Raw genomic sequence first — 19028 nt, 5'->3', positions numbered from 1 at the left:
AGATCATATGGGTGAACAAGACCGGGTTTTGCCATTTGCTTGCGGGATGAATGAGCAAGCGCGTTGACCTGTCAACTTGCCTGCATTACCCTTGTCGGTTTCGATATGCGTCATTTCATATCTGTTGCCAGCTTTTGCGGCATGGCTGTGGAATGTCTCTGATCAATCTGCCATCCCTGTTTTGGAAATTGCAATGAAAAAAATCGTCGTCAAATTTGGTGGTTCCAACCTGCGTCAGCCTGAAGATATCAACCGCGTCGTCAGCGTAGTACAAACTTATCAGCGTCCTCTGGTGCTGGTGGTTTCGGCGTTTTATGGCATTACCAATGCGCTGATTGCCTGTGTACAGGCCGCAAGAGAAGGGGCGGGCACGGCAGCGGCTCTGGCCGAAAGCCAGGATTACACGCTCAACCTGCGGGCACTGAAAAAGCAAATACTGGAAGCAAATATCAACGATGCGGCACAGCGCGCTCGTATAGAAAAGGCATTGGTAGTACGGCTGGACCAACTGGACCGATATTTGACAGGCATACACTGCATCGGTGACGTGCCGACGTTTGTGAATGATGCCATCCTCAGTTATGGCGAGCGCCTGTCCAGCCTGTTGCTGACAGAGGTCTTGCTGAGTCGTGGCATCAGGGCACGTGAAGCTTTGCCAGAAGATATAGGTTTAGTCACAGATGGTGTGTTTGGCAATGCGGCCTGTGATTTTAAAGTCAGTACACCTGCTGTCGCCAAAGCCCTGGAGGGCGATGAAGTGATTGTCGTACCCGGCTTTTATGGCGTTGACAGCAATGGCAAGGCGACCTTGTTTGGGCGTGGTGGTTCTGACTATTCGGCTGCATCGATTGCCTGTTGCATAGGAGCAGAATCGCTGGACGTGTGGAAGGATGTCGATGGTTTCCTGAGTGCCGACCCCGGCACGGTAGCCGTACCGCACACCATCTCGCAGTTGAATTACCTGGAAGCCGCCGAGCTGTCTTACTTTGGTGCCAAGATCCTGCACCCGCGCACGGTAGAGCCTTTGTTTGATCAGAATATCCCTATCCGCATCCTGAACATCACCCGCCCGGAACGCGGCTTGCAGCCTTACACCATCATCAATGCGCAGCGCAAGGTGACACGCGACGTAGTGAAAAGTGTCACTTCAACCGAAGACGTGGCGATACTGAAGCTGCATGGCCCTGGCGTGGGTTTCAAGCCCGGCATCCTGGCGCAGGTGACTCATACGCTGGACGCGAACGGTATCAATATCAAGAGTGTGCTGACAGCACAGACTGCCATCAATATTCTGGTGGCGCGTGATCATCTGGATGCCGCCTACGCGGCGCTGATGGAACATCACCTGGCGGGCGTGGTGGAAGTATCACGCAATGCCGAGGTAGCCATCGTTGCCGTGGTGGGCGATGGCGTACTGGAAGCATCTGATGTAGGTGGAGCGATTGCCAGCCGCGCCCTGTCGGCCGCTATTGCGGCAGGTGTGCATGTCTGCCTCGCGGCTGCGGGTGCCAGTGAAGTGGCGGCCTATATGCTGGTGCAGCAAGAGGACAGGAAGCTGGCTTTGCAAGCCATACATGCCGAGTTCTTTAAGGGGTGAGGCGGTAGCGGGATTTCGCAGTTTTCGATGTAAATTCGTCTATAGTCAATCGACAGAAACCCATCCCCACCCTGGCCCTCCCCTTGAAAGGGAGGGGATTTCCTGGTCATTTTCTGTCAAGCACATTATTCCGGACGGCAGCCAGCCTTTGCTGGAGGGACTAATTTGAGATTACAGGTAAGAGTAAGGCCCCCTTACCCCGGCAAACAAGATTAAAATAAATTTACTAGACGACTGGTCTAATTTGATCTAGAATGCGAACCATGAATACTCCGCGCGCCGATGTCAGGCAACATATCCTCGATACTGCCAAGCCCATTATTTTGGGCAAGGGCTTTTCTGTGGTCGGGCTGAATGAAGTGTTGAAAGCGGCTGCGGTGCCCAAGGGTTCGTTTTATCACTATTTCAAATCCAAGGAATTGTTTGGTGAAGCCTTGCTGGACGATTATTTTGCTGGTTACCTGGCGGCAATCGATGCGCTGTTGAAAAGCAGTGATGAACCTGCGGCTCAGCGCCTGATGCGTTACTGGCAAGGCTGGTTGCCGGAACGTCCGGGTGAAAGCGTGCAATGCCAGTGTCTGGCGGCGAAGCTGGGTGGCGAAGTATCGGATTTGTCTGAAGCAATGCGGCTGGCTTTACAACATGGTACCGACAGTATTATTGCCCGCCTGGCAGACTGTATGCGTGAAGGTATTGCCGATGGCTCGCTGCCAACTGATCTGGATGCGGCCCATTGCGCCCAGACTCTGTATCAAATGTGGCTGGGTGCAACACTGCTGGCCAAGATGCGACGAGACATGAGTGCGCTGGAAAGCGCCATGCGGGCCACCCGCAAGATGCTTCAGTTGTAAAACCTAAACCGAATTTCCCGAAGTTGATATAAATATAAACGATTTAGCTCTGCATTTAACTTTGCAATTTTTATAGACGACCAGTCTAATTTTTATCTTGAAGTATTTTAATTAAGCTACACATAGCATTTCAATTGTGGCTTATCTGCCTTGATTTTTAAGTTTTGCTGTTTGTTTTTGCTGACCCCACATGTCCCGATAAAGGAAAAAAGAAATGTTATTCAATCCCCTGCAAACTGGTTCTGTTTCACTGCCTAACCGTATCCTGATGGCCCCGTTGACACGTGCCCGTGCCGATGCCGGTCATATGCCTAACGCCCTGATGGCGGAATACTATAGCCAGCGCGCCAGTGCCGGTCTGATCATCACTGAATGCACGATGGTGGCTGAAAACACCTCGGCTTTCTATGCTGAACCAGGCATCTACAACGCTGAACAAATCGCTGCATGGAAAGTTGTGACAGACGCCGTGCACGCCAAAGGTGGCAAGATTTTTATGCAGATCTGGCACGCTGGCCGCGCTGCCGTGCCTGCATTCAACAACGGTATTGAAAACGTAGGCCCAAGCGCCATCGCCATCGATTCAGAAGTACAGACACCAAACGGCAAAATCCCTAACGCTGTGCCACGTGAACTACGCCTGGATGAAATCCCGGCGCTGGTAGCCGCCTATGCACAAGGTGCAAAAAATGCGATTGCTGCTGGCTTTGACGGTGTTGAAGTACATGGTGCCAATGGTTACCTGATCGACGAGTTCTTGCGTGACAGCGCCAACCAGCGCACTGACAGTTATGGTGGCTCTATCGAAAACCGTGCACGTTTCCTGTTTGAAGTATTGACTGCGGTCAATGCTGCTATCGGCTCTGACAAGGTGGGTCTGCGCCTGTCGCCTCTCAACAGCTATAACAGCATGAAGGATAGCGATCCGCTGGCTTTGATTTCTTACCTGACTACCCGCCTGAATGATTTCAAGCTGGCGTATCTGCATGTGATGCGTTCTGACTTCTTCCAGGCACAAACCGGCGATGTCATGACGGTTGCCCGCGAAAACTACAAGGGTGTATTGGTAGGCAATATGGGTTACAAGGCCGATGAAGCCAACCAGGCTATCAGCAGCGGCAAGCTCGATGCAATTGCCTTTGGCACCAGCTTCCTGGCCAACCCTGACTTGCCGGAACGTATCAAACAAGGTGCAGAATTGAACGCGCCTGATGCTTCGACTTTCTATTCGCCAGGTGCCAAGGGTTATACGGATTACCCCAGCCTGCAAGCTGCTTGATCGAATTTGATCGAACTTGATCAAACTCGTTGCAATGAAGATGCCCGGACTATGCCGGGCATTTTTATTGCACGATGCATCGACAATCAATATCCGTCATCTGATGGAAGACGGCGTATCGAAATGCTGGATATCTTTTGACAGCAGTATCATCTTCCCGTGACAGGATGGCACCATCGCCAACAATCCATTCGCGACTTTTCGTGCTTCGACGGGTCGGTAATTCGCTGGTAGCAGGGGGTTAAGCAGCTTGCTGAGCCAGATACCCATCTTTTCTCCATAGCGACTTGGCTGCTTCAGCGCATCGCGGTCACCCAGCAAGAACGATGGCCGGGCAATGACCAGGGTTTCGGTGGAAAGCAGGTTCAATGCATCTTCGAGTTCGCCTTTGACGCGGGTATAGAAAATTGATGCGCCGGCGTTCGCGCTGTAGGCACTGACCAGTCCGATTCGTTTTGCTCCGGACATCAGTGCTGCCCTGGCCACGGCGAGATTTGCATCGAAGTCCACTGCACGGAAAGCCGCACGGCTTCCTGCTTGCCGGATGGTTGTACCCAGTGCCAGATACACCTCATCAACCGGCGGCAAGGCTGGAATCGATTTGAAATCGATCACATGGGTGAACAGCTTGGGATGCCGGACAGCAAGCTCCCGTCTGACCAATGCATGAACTTCCCCGACGGTCGCATCTTCGATCAGGCCTTGAAGTATAAGTCCGCCCACCAGTCCGGTAGCACCGGCGATCAGGACTTTTCTGGTTACAGGCGCGGCTTTCGCCTGGGCAGGATCAAGACCGGGAAGAGTTTGCTGCATATGTTTATCCGTGAAGTGTGGTGAATGTACGGTGAATGTGTTGTGAATTGGTTTGGACTTCTTTCAGGCAAGGTCCACTAGTGCTTAGCTTCTGGCTGCAGGAAATTACGCAAACCCTTGAGGGTTTTGAATGGCGTGTCAATGACGGTACTGTTGACCAGCCACGCAGGTATCTCACCTCCGGGATAGGCGTGAATCTGCCAGATCACTTTGACGCCGGAAGCCACCGGGATGATTTTCCAGTATCCATCTGACTTTGGAATCCGGACTTTGCCATCCTTCTTTGGCAAATAATCAGGAAGTGCTTCCACGCGTACCGTAGTGACAGCAATCCCCCCTTCATCCGAATGCGAATACATGAAGTGGTAGACCCCATCACGATTCACTAGCGGCCACGGCACTGCATTTTCAAGGTAGTGGTGCTGATCCGTTTCGGACGATTTTAACAGTTCCGAAACAACTACATTCGGCATCCACTTGCGAAAAGAATTCGCATCCTTCAATACCCTGACAACCTGCTCCGGAGTAGCAGCAATGTCCACCTCACCCCTGAACTCACGAAGTGGCGAACCTGCCACGGCCTGGGTATAGACCCTGATACCTTCTGCATCCTTGGCCAGTGTCCATTCCGGTGCCGCCATCGATACATGGCACACAAGAAAGCTGACCAGCATCATTACTGTTTTTGTTGCCCCGCTCATGAAAAGTCTGTTCTTCATCACTGATGCCTCCTGGTTAAAAATAGATCGTTCACGTAGCTTAAGGCCCGTATCTGGATCAGACATCACCCGATAACGCCAGTAATGATGCAGAACGCGCCACACAAATGGCGCATATTGAATGTGATGCGGCGCGTATTGATGACGCTTACGCGCCAGCTAAAGGGGAAAATGGCTTTCATTTACAAGGCCGGACCAGCAAGCGACCGGCCCCTTATGAGTCAACAACCTGTGAGAGCAAAGCCATGCTAAATATTGACAAGACCAAACCTGTACTGGTGACTGGTGCCACCGGCTATCTTGCCGGCTGGATTGTGAAACGTCTTCTGGAAGAAGGCGTCACAGTCCATGCCGCGGTACGCAATCCCAAGGATGCAGACAAACTTGCGCACCTCAATCAGTTGGCCTTGCGCTTGCCTGGGACCATTCTTTACTTCAAGGCCGATCTGCTTGACAAGGGTTCTTATACTGAAGCGATGCAGGGGTGTGCGGTCGTCTTCCATACTGCGTCACCTTTCAAACTGGAGGTTGGCGACCCGCAAACGGAACTCGTTGATCCGGCAAAACTGGGGACGCGCAATGTTCTGGAAACAGCAAGCAAGACGGAATCTGTCCAACGGGTGGTCCTGACCAGCAGTTGCGCAGCCATTTACGGAGATTGCGCAGATATCGAAAACGCACCGGGGCAAGTTCTGACGGAAGATATCTGGAATACCAGTTCTTCGCTGCAGCATGTCCCTTATTCCTATTCGAAAACTGTGGCCGAACGGGAAGCCTGGAGCATCGTGCAGAAACAGTCGCGCTGGGATCTGGTCGTCATCAACCCCAGTTTCATTCTTGGCCCTGGGCTGAATGTGCAAGGCACCTCATCTGAGAGCTTCAATTTCGTCCGCCAGCTGGGTAACGGGCGAATGAAAGCGGGCATTCCCGATATCGGATGCGGCGCGGTCGACGTGCGGGATGTAGCCGACGCGCACCTACACGCAGCCTACCTGCCAAACGCCAAGGGGCGTCACATCGTTTCCGGACACAACACCTCGCTACCCAAGATTGCTGAGGCTCTGCTGCCGAAATATGATGCCTACCCAGTCCCGCGTCGCATATTGCCAAAATGGCTGGTTTGGCTGTTTGCACCACTGGCGGACAAAAGCATCACCCGCAAGATGATTACCAGGAATGTTGCTTATGGCTGGCAGGCAGATAACAGCAAGAGCGTGCGTGAACTGAAGATGTCCTATCGGCCCTTGCAAGTTACAATTCAGGACATGTTCCAGCAATTGATAGACAGCGGGCAAATTCCCAGGCCTTGAGTGCTGCTGAGTGCTGCGCAGTATTGCTGAGTGTTGTTGAATGCTGCTGAGTGTTGTTGAATGCTTTTTGAAAGTTAACCAGGAAACCTGACAGGCAATGAAACGAGCAACGCATTTCTCTGTCCAGCCCGGCTGGAGGCTGCTACTAAGTGATATGGGACTCAATCCGGATCACTTGCTGCGCCTGGCAAACCTCCCTGCGGACCTGTTCTCACGCAAGGAAGCCAGTATCACGGCTGCACAGTATTTCGGTTTATGGCAAGCCATTGAAACGTCGGCGGGAATCGCATCTCTGCCGCTTAAGGTTGGCGCGGCTATTTCGGTCGAAGCATTCGACCCGCCGATTTTTGCGAGCCTGTGCAGTGCGAATCTGAATATCGCCATGCAGCGTTTGTCGGCATTCAAGAAGCTCATCGGGCCAATGACGCTGAGCGTGCATGCAGGGCTGTTGAAGACATCCATAACGCTGGAGTGTTATGGAAGCGAGGGCAGCATTCCCAGGAGCCTGGCAATGACGGAACTGGTCTTTCTCACGCAACTCGTCAGGCTAGGTACCCGCCATCGCGTGATTCCCCTGGAAGTGACAGTGCCGGAAATTCCTGCAAATGCTGGGGAATATGTGGACTATTTCGGCCTGTCGCCAAAAAAGGGCGCTGCAATCCGGATAGTGTTTTCGAGCCAGGATGGTGTCAGACCCTTCCTGACTGCCAATGAAGCCATGTGGGCATATTTTGAACCCGGTTTGCGCAAGCGACTGTCGTCACTGGATTCAACAGCAAAGATGAGTGATCGTGTCAGGGCGGTGCTGCTGGAAGGGCTACCCGCTGGGGAATATTCAATAGAGTCCGTCGCCAGGCACCTTGCAGTCAGCAAGCGTACGCTGCAAAGACAATTGAATGAAGAGTCTACCAGCTTCATGGATATTCTCAATACCACGCGTCAGCAACTGGCACAGCATTACCTGAGCAGCCCTTCCGTTTCGCAGGGAGAAATTGCGTATCTTCTTGGCTTTCAGGAAGTCAATTCCTTTATCAGGGCATTTAAGGACTGGACAGGTAATACCCCTTCAGCATATCGACATGAAACGGTGAAAGCCAGGCACTAAGCCAGGCATTAAGCAGGCACTGAGCCAGCCTACATGGCCGATTCAACATGGCCGATTCAAGTATGTTGTCTGGCAAATGAGCTCACATAGCTATATGTCGCTGCCATCAAGGTAATGAGCAAAGGATATTTAAACCTGCTCAGTTGGCACTGCCTGCGCAAGCCTACACAAGCCTGCTGTGGAAAAACGCCAGTATTTCATCCCGCGCTGCCAGCGTTGGTTGTCCTGCTTCGTCAATCAAATGTGCAGTGACGACGCTGTGCGGCGTGGTGACATAACGTTTGAAGAACGGGGCAGTATCCTGATTGGCGGCACTGTCTGGCAATACCCGGCTAACAAAGCGTTCGCCCAGTGCATCTGAAAATGCGGCAAAGCGCTGGGCGCGACAAAAGGCATCGCCTTCAAAGCGGTAAGCCATAACGGTCAGGTTTTCGTTTTCCAATCGCTGGCGTACTACTTGCAAGTCGGCTGCATCCAGGCCTGTGCCTGCCGGGTCATCCATGGGCAATGATGGTTGCGCCACCACTGGCGCAAGTACTGCCGGTTCCAGCATCATGGATAAGGCAAAATTGCCGGTGAAGCACATGCCTATGGCACCGACACCAGGGCCACCGCATTCTGCATGTGCCAGCTTTGCCAATGCGCGTAACCACAAAGTGACAGGGCTGGTCCCCTTGCCGGCAAAAGCACGGAATTCTGCACTGACACAGGCTTTCTGAAACACGGCAGCCCCCTCTTCTGCCGTTGCGACCACACCATCACGCCCGAACAGTGAGGGCATGTAAACAGTAAAACCCGCATCACGCACCCAGCGCGCAAAGCGCGCCACATGCGGACTGATGCCAGGCATTTCTGTCATGACGATGACGGCTGGCCGGCTATCACTGCCACCATTTCCGCTACTGCCATCACTAACACCACCACTACCCGTCACGTACACACGTTTGCTGACATCATTGAGTGTGATCTCGCGCGGCGTAAAATCAGTCAACAAGTCATCAGCATGCATGTCTGGTTTGCTGATATCTTTGATGGGGATGGACATGGCGGGCTCCTGTCTGATGTGGAGCCTGCAGTGTAAGTCTGCATAAGCAACATGCGTAGCGGTGGTTTGGACAATATCAGGGTTGAATTGGCCAAGCGTGCGGGGCATGTAGAATACACAGCAATTCAATCAATGGCAGTTTAGCGGAGCAAAACCCATGCTTAACAGGTGCAGACTGCAATCCCACACGACAGCGCTGCTGAACCTGTTTTTGTTCTTCTGCGTCATGACGACACAGACACAGGCCGCAGACACGCTGAATGTGGGTTCCAAACGTTTTACCGAATCTTATGTCCTGGGTGAAGTATTGACGCAGACCGCCGCACCACATGCCCGTGTGCGGCATCAGCAGGGCCTGGGTAATACGGCAATCGTGTTCAATGCACTGAAGACCGGCAGCATTGATATCTACCCGGAATACATGGGCACCATCAATACCGAAATCCTGAAGCACGACAGTGCCTTAAGCCTGCCACAAATGCAGGCCGAACTGGCGCTACAAGGCCTGGGTGTTGCCGTGCCACTGGGTTTTAATAATACCTATGCGCTGGCGATCTTGCCCAGGAACGCAAGCACCGCCCCGCAAACACTGACTGATCTGGCGGCGCAGCCCGGCTTGCGCTTTGGCCTGTCGCATGAATTTTTAGGGCGTGCCGATGGCTGGCCAGGGTTGATCAAACTATATGGTCTGCCGCAGCAGGCAACCGGGCTGGACCATGGCATTGCGTATGAAGCGCTGGCTGCAGGCCAGGTTGATGTCATCGATATTTATTCTACCGATGCCAAGATCAGGCAACTGGGCTTGCGCGTACTGACTGATGACAGAAATTATTTCCCGCGTTATGACGCCGTCTTGCTGTACCGGCTGGACATGCCGGCACGTTTCCCGCAAGCCTGGGCGGCAATTCAGCGACTGGAGGGCAAGATCAATAATACGCAAATGATCGCCATGAACGCAGCAGCAGAAATCGACGGCCAGAGCTTTGCCCAGGTGGCGCAACAATTTGTGGCAAAAGCACCTGGCACACCGGTAGCGCGTGAAAGCTTCATGCACAAGTTGTTTGGCCCCGATTTTTTACGCCTGACATCACAACATCTGCTGCTGGTGCTGCTGGCAATTGCCGTAGCCAGCGTGCTGGGCATACCACTTGGCATTATCGCGGCGTTTACTCCACGTCTGCGCGAAGTAGTCATGGGCGTGGTCGGCATTTTGCAAACCATACCATCGCTGGCTTTGCTGGCGATGCTGATACCACTATTGGGAATGATAGGTTTTACACCCGCCCTGATTGCCCTGTCGCTGTATGCCTTGCTGCCCATAGTACGCAATACCAGTGTCGGCATAGCGCAGGTACCAGCAGGCTTACGGCTGGCAGCCCATGCGCTGGGTCTGTCTGCGCGTGACCGTTTGCTGCACATAGATATGCCACTCGCACTACCAACCATTCTGGCAGGCATCAAGACTGCTGCCGTCATGAGCGTGGGCACGGCCACTATCGCCGCCTTTATTGGTGCCGGTGGCTACGGCGAACGCATCGCCATAGGTCTGGCCTTGAACGACAACCAGATGCTGCTGGCTGGCGCCCTGCCTGCCGCCGCACTGGCATTGTTGACACAATGGGGATTTGATTTGCTGGAACGTCTGGTGATAAAAAAAGGCATTAAAAATAGCTGACAACATCAGATGCAGTCAGATGCCATTAGACACAATCAGATGCAACTAGCGCCTGCTACATTGTGTACACAAAAGAACAATGCCTACCGGAAATCTGCCCCCTTTGGTAATATGCATCCGGCCCAATGGTCATGATGCTCATTCCAGAACAAAAACACATCAGCCGCGCAGCCATTTCCCTAATGCAATAAATTATTTCCCATACACCGCTTAAGTGATTTCGTTAACTGAACATGTCGCTGCATTTCGACTAGCCTGGGGCCTGGTCCGGGTGGTCGTGTCTGGTGTGTTGATTCTACTGTATGGCATGACAAGGGTTGATGCGGGCACGGTTCAAGCGGATACCACGCTGCAAGTCTTGCACTGGTGGACATCTGCCAGCGAGCGCAAGGCGGCGACTCTGCTGGCCAGCAGGCTGGCAGATGAAGGCGTAGCCTGGCGTGATGTCGGCATACCCGGCGGCGCGGGCATCGGTGCAGGCAAGGTCTTGAAAAGCCGCGTGCTGGCCAATGATGCGCCCGAGGTGACGCAAATTATCGGCGTCTCGATACGGGAATGGGCTGACCTGGGATTTTTGCTGGAGCTGGACAAAGTCGCCACTGCCAACAAGTGGAGCAACAGTTTTTTCCCCACCATACAAACGCTGATACAGCACCGCAAGCATGTGGTGGCGGCACCGCTGGGCATACATCGCATCAATACCCTGTTTTACAACCGCAAGCTGTTCAATAGCCTGAAGCTGTCGCCACCAGAAAGCTGGGATGAACTGGTCCTGCTGGCAGCCAGACTGAAAGCGGCGGGTGTCATACCGCTGGCGCAAAGCAGCGAACCATGGCAAGTCGCCACCCTGTTTGAAAACCTGATTCTGGCCGAGAGCGGCCCCGATTATCATCGCGAACTGTTCGTCAAACAAAATGCCCAGGCGGTATTTGACAAGCGTTTTACGCAGGCACTGGAACGCCTGCGTCTGATGAAAAACTGGATGAATAATCCTGTCGATGAACGTCCATGGACAGACGTGGTACGGCAGTTTTCAAAAAATGAAGCAGCCATGATGATCACCGGCGACTGGGTCAAGGGTGAGTTGAATGAATTGGGTTTTGCAACAGACGAAGCGTTTTCCTGCACGCCCATGCCTGGCACCGGCAAATACCATCTGTACAGCGTAGACACCCTGTCGATGTTTACCAATGACTATTCACGCGTGCTGGCGCAAGAGAAACTGGCGCGGCTGGTAGCCACGCCCGCCGTGCAGGCTGATTACAATGCCGTCAAGGGATCCGTATCAGTGCGGCGCGATGCCGACCCGGCCAGAATGGATAGCTGCGCCCGCGCTTCCTGGCATGCGTTTGCCCAGGGTGCTGCCACCCAGGCACCCAGCCTGGTGCACCGCATGGCAACGGATGAATCCAGCAAGGATGCAATCATCGCCGTAATACACCGTTACTTTATTGATGCAACGGTAACACCTGCCGACACACAGGCAAGACTGGCAGCGATGTTCAAGACCTTTGGCAGCAACAAAAAACAAAACCCATAAGATAATAAGACAGTCAGGTGGACATGATGATGCGAAAAATACTGATAGTGGATGACGACCAGAAAACCAGGGTATTGCTGAAAGCCTACCTTGAAAAGAATCAGTATGAAGTCATCCTGTCGCATAACGGTGAAAGCTTTGTGGCCGAATTCAACAGCCAGGTAAACCAGTTGTCGCTGGTGATACTGGACGTGATGCTGCCCGATACCGATGGCTTTGCGTTGTGCAAGGTGGTGCGTCAGCGTTCGAACGTGCCCATCATCATGCTGACCGCCAGTTCTGACGATACCGACCGCATCGTCGGGCTGGAACTAGGGGCGGATGACTATATCGCCAAACCCTATAACCCGCGTGAACTGCTGGCACGCATCAAGGCCATCTTGCGGCGCACTGCGCTGGATGTAGCGGCAGCACCACGCTACTATCGCTTTGTCGGCTTCACGCTGGATCTGGTGGAGCGCAAGGTGACTGACAGCACGGGTGAAGTGGTAGCACTGACCGGGCTGGATTATCAGTTACTGAAATATTTTGTAGAGCACCCCGGTGATGTGCTGGACCGTAATGTTCTTTCGGAAGAAACCCGTGGCCGCGATGCCGGGCCACTGGACCGTTCGCTGGATGTGCAGATCAGCCGCCTGCGCCTGCTGTTAAAAGATGACAGCAAGCAGCCCAGCCTGATCAAGACAGTGCGTGGTGCCGGCTATGTGTTTTCTGCCGACGTGAGCATTGCCAGTGCCTGAATCAAAAATCGATACGGCCAGCAGCAAAGCGCCAGGCAAGGCAATAGACACAAGCAGACGCTGGCACTGGTTGCCACAATCGCTGCTGGGGCGGCTATCGCTGGTGATGGTGTTTGGAGTATTGCTGACACAACTGGTGGGCAGCGCCATCTGGACCACGCAACAACGTGCCAAGGCAGAGATCGAAGCTACCACGGCATCGCAATACCTGGCGCACAGCGCATCCAGCGCAATACGCTTCTTTCGCAGTTTGCCACCGAATTATCGTACCGTACTGATACAGCAGTTTCGTGAAATGGGCGGCACCCGTTTTTTTGTGCAGGCCAATAATGCCGTCGTGCCTGTCAGCGAAATTGAAGCACAGGCACTGGCGCAGACCGTACTGGGCAAGATCACGAATACACTGAAAACCGACCTGCCACAGTATCCCGAATTTAAAGTCGCCTTCGCCTGGCCCGACCAGTTGACTACCTCTGCCGATGGCACCCGCATCAGCGACCTGCCGGAAAGCTGGGTGCAGCATATCTTGCTGATCAAACCCGAACCGGCACCGGTACTGGTGATACAGACCGAGCTGGAGCCGGGTAACTGGTTGTACCTGGCGGCTCTGATGCCTAATCCATATTTTTTAAAAGGGAATGACCCGCTGTCGTTTGATCGCCTGGTGTTGCAGGGCTTGTCGCTGGCTGCAGTATTGTTATTGTCCATCATGGTGGTGCGCTGGATCACGCGCCCGCTGGCAGCCCTGTCGGATGCGGCTGAAGCCTTTGGCAAGGGTGAGCATATGCCAGACCTGCCGGAAACCGGCAGCCGCGAATTCATCAACACGGCACGCGCCTTCAGCGCCATGCGCCAGCGCATACAGGGGTATCTGGAAGACCGCGAGCGCCTGTTCATTTCGATTTCGCATGATTTGCGCACCCCCATCACACGGCTGAAACTGCGTTCAGAACTGCTGGATGATGATGTCTTGCGTGCCGAATTTGAAGAAGACCTGGATGACCTGGACATGATGGTCAAGGGTGCCCTGCAATTCGTCAAGGATAGTGATATTCATGAAAACCCGACCGAAGTCAGACTCGATCCCCTGATCTGGCGGCTGGTGCGCAGCGCCCACCTGGCCAAACACAATGTGTTGTTTGAAGAATCCGGTGTATCGGTACGCGGCAAGCCACTGGCGCTGAAACGCGCCATCGGCAATTTGCTCGACAATGCGCTGTACTATGGTGAACGTGCCGAAATCAGCGTGCATGCCTTGGCCGATAGCGTGATCATCGAAGTACGTGACCACGGCCCCGGTGTACCGGAAGATGCCTTGCCCAATCTGTTTGACCCGTATGTGCGCCTGGTGCATGGACGCGAACAGAACGAAGGCGGCATGGGCCTGGGCCTGGGTATAGCCCGCAGCGTCATCGAGGCCCATGGTGGTACGCTGACACTGGAAAACCATCCCGAAGGCGGACTGAAAGCCATCATCAGCCTGCCCAGTCAGCATATTGCCTGATCAGGCATTTCATCCTTATTCTCTTTACGATTCCGCTCATGCGTCATGTGTCAGACAGCAGACAGCTGCCCGGCTGCCTGAAGCCTGTCAGCTCTTGGTTTGCCACCAGTCTGCGCAATTCACAACATCCCTATCCGGACTTTTGTAAAGTTTTGTAATGAATTCTTAAGTAAGGTTTCTGCACATCAGGAATCTGAAAACCAGCAAGCCACATTATCCCCAGCGAACCGCCATATCGTAGTCATTGCCGGGTAAGGATTTGTAAGTAGCCCAGCTGAGTACCGAATAAATTTTTCAATAAAATCAAGCACTTGGCGTATACAGCAACAAACAGATATGCAAGTGGCATTACATTCATCGCGTTGCTAGTATCAGCTTCAACGAGTAATTCATTTATATCGAATTGTTTGTAAGCAGCGCGGTGGACAGGTTGGATGGGGATGGGGTTCGTCGGTAATTTGATAACGGCTTAATCAACCGAAACCCATCCCCACCCTGGCCTTCCCCTTGAAGGGGAGGGAATTTAATGATTGTTTTACCGGACAAATATTATCAAAAGGATGTCTCTTGAAACGCATTTTCAACATCGCCATGTTATGCGCCACTGCCGTGATGGGTACTGCGAATGCAGGTACGCTCGTCATGGAAAGCTGGCGCGTGGACGACAAGGCCTTGTGGGAAACGGTCCTGATACCGGCCTTCAGCAAAGGGCATCCCGGTATAGATATCAAATTTTCACCCACTGCGCCGACCGAATACGACAGCAGTTTGCTGGCGCGATTTGGCAGCGGTACGGTGGGTGATCTGGTAGCGTGCCGGCCATTTGATGTGTCGCAGACTTTGTACAGCAAGGGTTATCTGGACAAACTGGATGGCAAACCCGGCATGGAACATTTTGAAGCCACGGCCTTGCTGGCCTGGCAAAGTGATGATGCCCGGACGACATTCTGCATGCCGGTGGCATCCGTGATACACGGATTTTTGTACAACAAAAAGATTTTCAAGAAGCTCAATTTGCAGGCACCAAAAACCGAGGCTGAATTTTTAAGCGTACTGGACGCCATCAAGAAGAATGGCAGTTACGTACCGCTGGCACTGGGCACAGCAGAAAAATGGGAAGCAACACAAACCTTGTTTACCAGCATAGGCCCGAATTACTGGCGCGGTGAAACCGGCCGCAAGGCATTAATAAGCGGCAAGGCCAAATTTACCGATGCTGCCTTTGTCGCTGCTTTTGATTATGAAAAAAAACTGAGTGCCTATCTGCCGAATACGGCCAGCACCCAGAGCTATAGCGACAGCCAGCATCAGTTTGCATCTGGTCGTGCAGCTGTGTATCCGGTCGGGTCCTGGGATATTTCTTATTTCAACCAGGTGGCAGGGCTGGAGTTTGGCGTTTTTGCACCACCGGTGCGGGCTGCGGGTGACAAGTGTTACATCCTGGACCACATGGACATAGGCATAGGCATCAATAAAAAATCCAGAAACAAGGAAGATGCCTACAAGTTTCTGGAGTGGCTGGGCTCGCAGGAATTTGCGGATATCTATACCAACCGTGTTACCGGTTTTTTCTCCCTGTCGAATCATTTGATCGCGGTACGTGATCCGATAGGCAAGCAGATGATGGAATGGCGCACGGCTTGTGAATCCAGCATCAGGGTGAATGCACAAATACTGAACCGTGGCCAGCCCAGCCTGGAACAGGAATTATGGAGCGTCAATGCCGATGTGTTAAACGGCAATTTATCGGGCAAAGATGCAGCGTCAAGAATACAGAACGGTTTGTCGGCTTCATACAAATCTTTGCGTAAATAATTCATACCTCCCCCAAGTCGTATGATTTTCCGACGCCCGGCGTGGCGTCGGTTTTTTTACCCACAGATATCGCCAGCCATATTGGTACATAACAAAATATTTAAACAGACGTAAAAATGAACAACAGAAATCATCCCTTTACCTTGACAGACGGAGATTGCCCATGAGCAGGCTATGTCCCCGTAGCGGCGATAGCCATTTCTTTTACCTTGCTTACCGCATTCCCTGAAAGGAAGCAGCTTTTCCAAGGCCTATACAACATCAATATGGCAAAGCGACAGCACCAGATGATTTTGCCCGGCCTTCAATTTAAATCCCCAGCCATATAGCCAATTATCCAGAGGAGACTTACATGACCAAGCCTGTATTCAAGAAAAAACTGTTGCCGCAACTGATAGCCCTTGTACTGAGCACGACTGCGTTTAACGTTGTATATGCCGCCGATGAAGCACCGCAAGCTGCTCCTGATACGCCCGGCACACAATCAGTTGAAGTACGCGGCATACGCGATACATTGAAAAAGAACCTGGCTGGCAAACGTGATTCGCAAAATATTGTCGATAGCGTCAATTCTGAAGATCTGGGTAAATTCCCGGACAAGAACGTCGCTGATTCGCTGCAGCGCGTACCCGGTATTTCTGTAGACCGTACCTGGGGTGAAGGCCGCGACATTTTCGTACGCGGTACCGATAAAAGCCTGAACATGACGCAGTTGAACGGCCAGTCGGTAGCTTCAGCCTACTGGTGGAAAAACGATTCCCAAAGCCGTGGCTTCAACTATGACATCCTGCCTTCTGAACTGGTAGGCAGCCTGGATGTGTACAAGAGCCCGTCCGCTGATCTGGATGAAGGCAGTATCGGTGGCCTGGTCAACGTCAAAACGCGCAAGCCGCTGCAATTCAAGGCACCGCTGACAGCGCAATTCTCGCTGGAAGCAACCTATTCTGATTTGCCCAAGAAGACTGACCCGCAAATCTCCGGTCTGGTGAACTGGAAGAATGATGAAAACACACTGGGTATTTTGCTGTCGCTGAGTAAACAAAAACGCACCATGCGCCGTGATGGTCTGGAAAATTTTACAGACTCCACCAAGTACACCATCATCGATCAAAACAATGTTGCCACACCGAATGCGTATGCATCATGGGGTGGTGGCTCGGCGATTTTCCGGCAGGATCGCGAACGTACCACCGGCAATGTCACCCTGCAAATCAAGCCTAACCGTGATAGCGACATCTCTCTGAATTACATCAATTCAGACATGAACATGGACAATAACAACCAGAACTATCTGTGGCAGATAGGTGGCCTGGCGGACAAGAATAATGTTATCCGTATCACCAATCCTCGTTTCATCACCACTTCTGATGGCACCAAGGCAGTCGTCGGCGGCACAGTCGGCCCGACAACTGGTGTTTCATTTGAACCTATCTATCGTGAAGCTTATATCAAATCCAAGATACTCGATCTGGAAGGCAATTATGAAGGTGATGGCTGGAAACTGCATGGTCAGTTAGGCTCCACATCTGCCGAAGGCGGCAGCAAACATGACCGTAACTTCTGGTTCACCGGCAATACCCGCGCCACGGTGAATATCGCACCGGATACTTATGAAGTATCTTACCTGGACATGAACCCTCTCGACCCAACCAAACTCACGCTGCAAAATGCACGTGACTGGATACGCAAGATGGAAAGCAAAGAGAACTATGTGCAGGGCGATCTGACCTGGGACCTGACAGGTTCCTTCATCAAGGATATTAAACTGGGCCTGAAATACCGCGACAACACCGTGCAAAATCACCGCACCATAGGCACGGTAGGCCCGGACAGCCCAGGCTGGCAGTCTTTCAGCCTGGCTGATTTATCCACTGGCCCATCACCATTGCTGAGCCAGGCTGCTGCTACCTCTGGTTCATTGACGCAATATGCCTGGGTCAATGATGCACTGGCTGCCAGCAAGGGCTTTGCCATGTATGACAAGGGCATGGTGTATAACGAAGCCAAGGGTGAGTATTACAAGATAAAGGAAAAAATCACGGCAGCTTACGTCAAGGCCGACTATGCCGTCGACCAGTGGCGCGGTGATTTTGGTGTGCGCCTGGTCAAGACCGAGCAAACATCTGAAGCCTATCAAGATCTGACCGGCAAGGGCAACTATGTGATCGGCAGCACCACACGTACCTATAACGATGTTTTGCCCAGCGTGAACGTGGTGTATGACATGCGCAAAGACCTGATACTGCGTGGTGCAGTAGCCCGGGTGATGGCACGCAACACCTATAGCGACCTTAGCGCCAGTACCGAAGTCAGTGGCACCACCAATGCCGCCACCGCCGGTAATCCTTTACTGAAACCATATCATGCCGACCAGGCAGAGATAGGTGCAGAATGGTATTTTGCTGATGCATCGATGTTGTCTGCCACCTTGTTCACCAAACGCCTGGATACCTTCATCTATACCTCGACCGCACAAGAAAATGTCGGCGGTGTGATGCGCCCGGTCACTCGTCCGCACAATGCGGACAATGGCGCCGTCATCAATGGTCTGGAACTGCAATGGCAGCAAGCCTTTGGTAATGGTTTTGGTGCAATCGTGAATTACACCTTCACGGATGCCAAGGCAGGTTCCATCGCTGGCGGGCAAAAACTGAATGTGATCGGCAATTCACGCAATCAGTTGAATGCCAGCGGCTATTATGAAAAGAATGGTATCAGCTTCCGCCTGTCGTATAACTACCGGTCCAAGTCTTACGGTGGTCTGGATGAAGGTGGTCAGGATGTCACCAGTGCCTATGGCCAGTGGGATGCCACAGCCAACTGGGATATCACACCAAAAATCAGCCTGTTTGCCACTGCCGTCAACCTCACCAATTCTGTGATACGCACCAATACCACAGATGGTTTGCCGGTTGGCGTATATGAGAACGGCGCACGTTACAGCCTCGGTGTCAGAGCCAAGTTCTGATCTTTAACATGATGTTCTGAAGCAATTCAGACCAGGGCACCTGAAGAGCCTCCCTATATAAGCAACA

14 protein-coding genes are annotated in these 19028 nt (G+C 52.7%); 11 read left to right on the top strand and 3 right to left on the bottom strand.

Features of this window, described 5'->3' with window-relative positions:
- Window positions 1-193 precede the first annotated feature (193 nt).
- From H8L32_RS04570 to H8L32_RS04560, 3 genes are all read left to right on the top strand, one after another.
- Entirely contained in the window at window positions 194-1597 is a 1404-nt protein-coding gene (locus H8L32_RS04570; protein WP_186945977.1) for an aspartate kinase, read from the top strand.
- A 263-nt stretch (window positions 1598-1860) separates the two neighbouring features.
- Window positions 1861-2448 carry a TetR/AcrR family transcriptional regulator gene (locus H8L32_RS04565; RefSeq protein ID WP_186945976.1) on the top strand — a complete coding sequence of 196 codons (588 nt, stop codon included), beginning with the start codon at window positions 1861-1863 and terminating at the stop codon, window positions 2446-2448.
- A 214-nt stretch (window positions 2449-2662) separates the two neighbouring features.
- A complete protein-coding gene (locus tag H8L32_RS04560; protein ID WP_186945975.1) occupies window positions 2663-3727 on the top strand; it encodes an alkene reductase in 1065 nt (354 codons plus the stop codon).
- Between the two features lie 96 nt (window positions 3728-3823).
- On the opposite strand, the gene H8L32_RS04555 is transcribed toward H8L32_RS04560, so the two are convergent.
- The gene (locus H8L32_RS04555) at window positions 3824-4540 is read right to left on the bottom strand and encodes a Rossmann-fold NAD(P)-binding domain-containing protein (protein WP_186945974.1); all 717 of its coding nucleotides are present in this window, start codon (window positions 4538-4540) and stop codon (window positions 3824-3826) included.
- A gap of 77 nt (window positions 4541-4617) precedes the next feature.
- A complete protein-coding gene (locus tag H8L32_RS04550) occupies window positions 4618-5259 on the bottom strand; it encodes an START domain-containing protein (protein WP_230412057.1) in 642 nt (213 codons plus the stop codon).
- Between the two features lie 245 nt (window positions 5260-5504).
- Here H8L32_RS04550 and H8L32_RS04545 point away from each other — a divergent pair, with 245 nt between their 5' ends.
- Together H8L32_RS04545 and H8L32_RS04540 are read left to right on the top strand one after the other, a co-directional pair.
- The gene (locus tag H8L32_RS04545; RefSeq protein ID WP_186945973.1) at window positions 5505-6569 is read left to right on the top strand and encodes an NAD-dependent epimerase/dehydratase family protein; all 1065 of its coding nucleotides are present in this window, start codon (window positions 5505-5507) and stop codon (window positions 6567-6569) included.
- Between the two features lie 97 nt (window positions 6570-6666).
- Complete coding sequence (locus H8L32_RS04540; protein ID WP_186945972.1) at window positions 6667-7674, top strand: AraC family transcriptional regulator; 1008 nt, start codon at window positions 6667-6669, stop codon at window positions 7672-7674.
- 163 nt (window positions 7675-7837) lie between these two features.
- On the opposite strand, the gene H8L32_RS04535 is transcribed toward H8L32_RS04540, so the two are convergent.
- Entirely contained in the window at window positions 7838-8719 is an 882-nt protein-coding gene (locus H8L32_RS04535; protein WP_230412056.1) for a dienelactone hydrolase family protein, read from the bottom strand.
- A 226-nt stretch (window positions 8720-8945) separates the two neighbouring features.
- Between H8L32_RS04535 and H8L32_RS04530 the strand changes: the two genes are divergently transcribed.
- The 6 genes from H8L32_RS04530 to H8L32_RS04505 all read left to right on the top strand — a co-directional run bounded on the left by H8L32_RS04530 (window position 8946) and on the right by H8L32_RS04505 (window position 18961).
- On the top strand, window positions 8946-10394 hold the full coding sequence (locus tag H8L32_RS04530; RefSeq protein ID WP_186946301.1) for an ABC transporter permease/substrate-binding protein: 1449 nt from the start codon (window positions 8946-8948) through the stop codon (window positions 10392-10394).
- Window positions 10395-10608: 214 nt separating this feature from the next.
- On the top strand, window positions 10609-11934 hold the full coding sequence (locus H8L32_RS04525; RefSeq protein WP_329605154.1) for an ABC transporter substrate-binding protein: 1326 nt from the start codon (window positions 10609-10611) through the stop codon (window positions 11932-11934).
- Window positions 11935-11960: 26 nt separating this feature from the next.
- Window positions 11961-12674, top strand: coding sequence for a response regulator (locus H8L32_RS04520; RefSeq protein WP_186945971.1), 714 nt, complete (start codon window positions 11961-11963; stop codon window positions 12672-12674).
- Between the two features lie 106 nt (window positions 12675-12780).
- Window positions 12781-14178 carry an ATP-binding protein gene (locus H8L32_RS04515; protein ID WP_186946299.1) on the top strand — a complete coding sequence of 466 codons (1398 nt, stop codon included), beginning with the start codon at window positions 12781-12783 and terminating at the stop codon, window positions 14176-14178.
- 591 nt (window positions 14179-14769) lie between these two features.
- The gene (locus H8L32_RS04510; protein ID WP_186946298.1) at window positions 14770-15993 is read left to right on the top strand and encodes an ABC transporter substrate-binding protein; all 1224 of its coding nucleotides are present in this window, start codon (window positions 14770-14772) and stop codon (window positions 15991-15993) included.
- Window positions 15994-16345: 352 nt separating this feature from the next.
- A complete protein-coding gene (locus tag H8L32_RS04505; protein WP_186945970.1) occupies window positions 16346-18961 on the top strand; it encodes a TonB-dependent receptor in 2616 nt (871 codons plus the stop codon).
- Window positions 18962-19028: the final 67 nt, after the last annotated feature.

It is taken from the genome of Undibacterium hunanense (genome assembly GCF_014284335.1).
Taxonomy (GTDB): Bacteria; Pseudomonadota; Gammaproteobacteria; order Burkholderiales; family Burkholderiaceae_D; genus Undibacterium; species Undibacterium hunanense.
Note: the sequence above shows the minus strand (reverse complement) of the source record. Positions and strands in the feature narration are given on the sequence as shown.

Excerpts from the sequence above, each read along its gene's own strand:
- H8L32_RS04570 (WP_186945977.1), top strand. The coding sequence starts at position 194 with ATGAAAAAAATCGTCGTCAAATTTGGTGGTTCCAACCTGCGTCAGCCT.
- H8L32_RS04565 (WP_186945976.1), top strand. The coding sequence starts at position 1,861 with ATGAATACTCCGCGCGCCGATGTCAGGCAACATATCCTCGATACTGCC.
- H8L32_RS04560 (WP_186945975.1), top strand. The coding sequence starts at position 2,663 with ATGTTATTCAATCCCCTGCAAACTGGTTCTGTTTCACTGCCTAACCGT.
- H8L32_RS04555 (WP_186945974.1), bottom strand. The coding sequence starts at position 4,540 with ATGCAGCAAACTCTTCCCGGTCTTGATCCTGCCCAGGCGAAAGCCGCG.
- H8L32_RS04550 (WP_230412057.1), bottom strand. The coding sequence starts at position 5,259 with ATGAAGAACAGACTTTTCATGAGCGGGGCAACAAAAACAGTAATGATG.
- H8L32_RS04545 (WP_186945973.1), top strand. The coding sequence starts at position 5,505 with ATGCTAAATATTGACAAGACCAAACCTGTACTGGTGACTGGTGCCACC.
- H8L32_RS04540 (WP_186945972.1), top strand. The coding sequence starts at position 6,667 with ATGAAACGAGCAACGCATTTCTCTGTCCAGCCCGGCTGGAGGCTGCTA.
- H8L32_RS04535 (WP_230412056.1), bottom strand. The coding sequence starts at position 8,719 with ATGTCCATCCCCATCAAAGATATCAGCAAACCAGACATGCATGCTGAT.
- H8L32_RS04530 (WP_186946301.1), top strand. The coding sequence starts at position 8,946 with ATGACGACACAGACACAGGCCGCAGACACGCTGAATGTGGGTTCCAAA.
- H8L32_RS04520 (WP_186945971.1), top strand. The coding sequence starts at position 11,961 with ATGATGCGAAAAATACTGATAGTGGATGACGACCAGAAAACCAGGGTA.
- H8L32_RS04515 (WP_186946299.1), top strand. The coding sequence starts at position 12,781 with ATGGTGTTTGGAGTATTGCTGACACAACTGGTGGGCAGCGCCATCTGG.
- H8L32_RS04510 (WP_186946298.1), top strand. The coding sequence starts at position 14,770 with ATGTTATGCGCCACTGCCGTGATGGGTACTGCGAATGCAGGTACGCTC.
- H8L32_RS04505 (WP_186945970.1), top strand. The coding sequence starts at position 16,346 with ATGACCAAGCCTGTATTCAAGAAAAAACTGTTGCCGCAACTGATAGCC.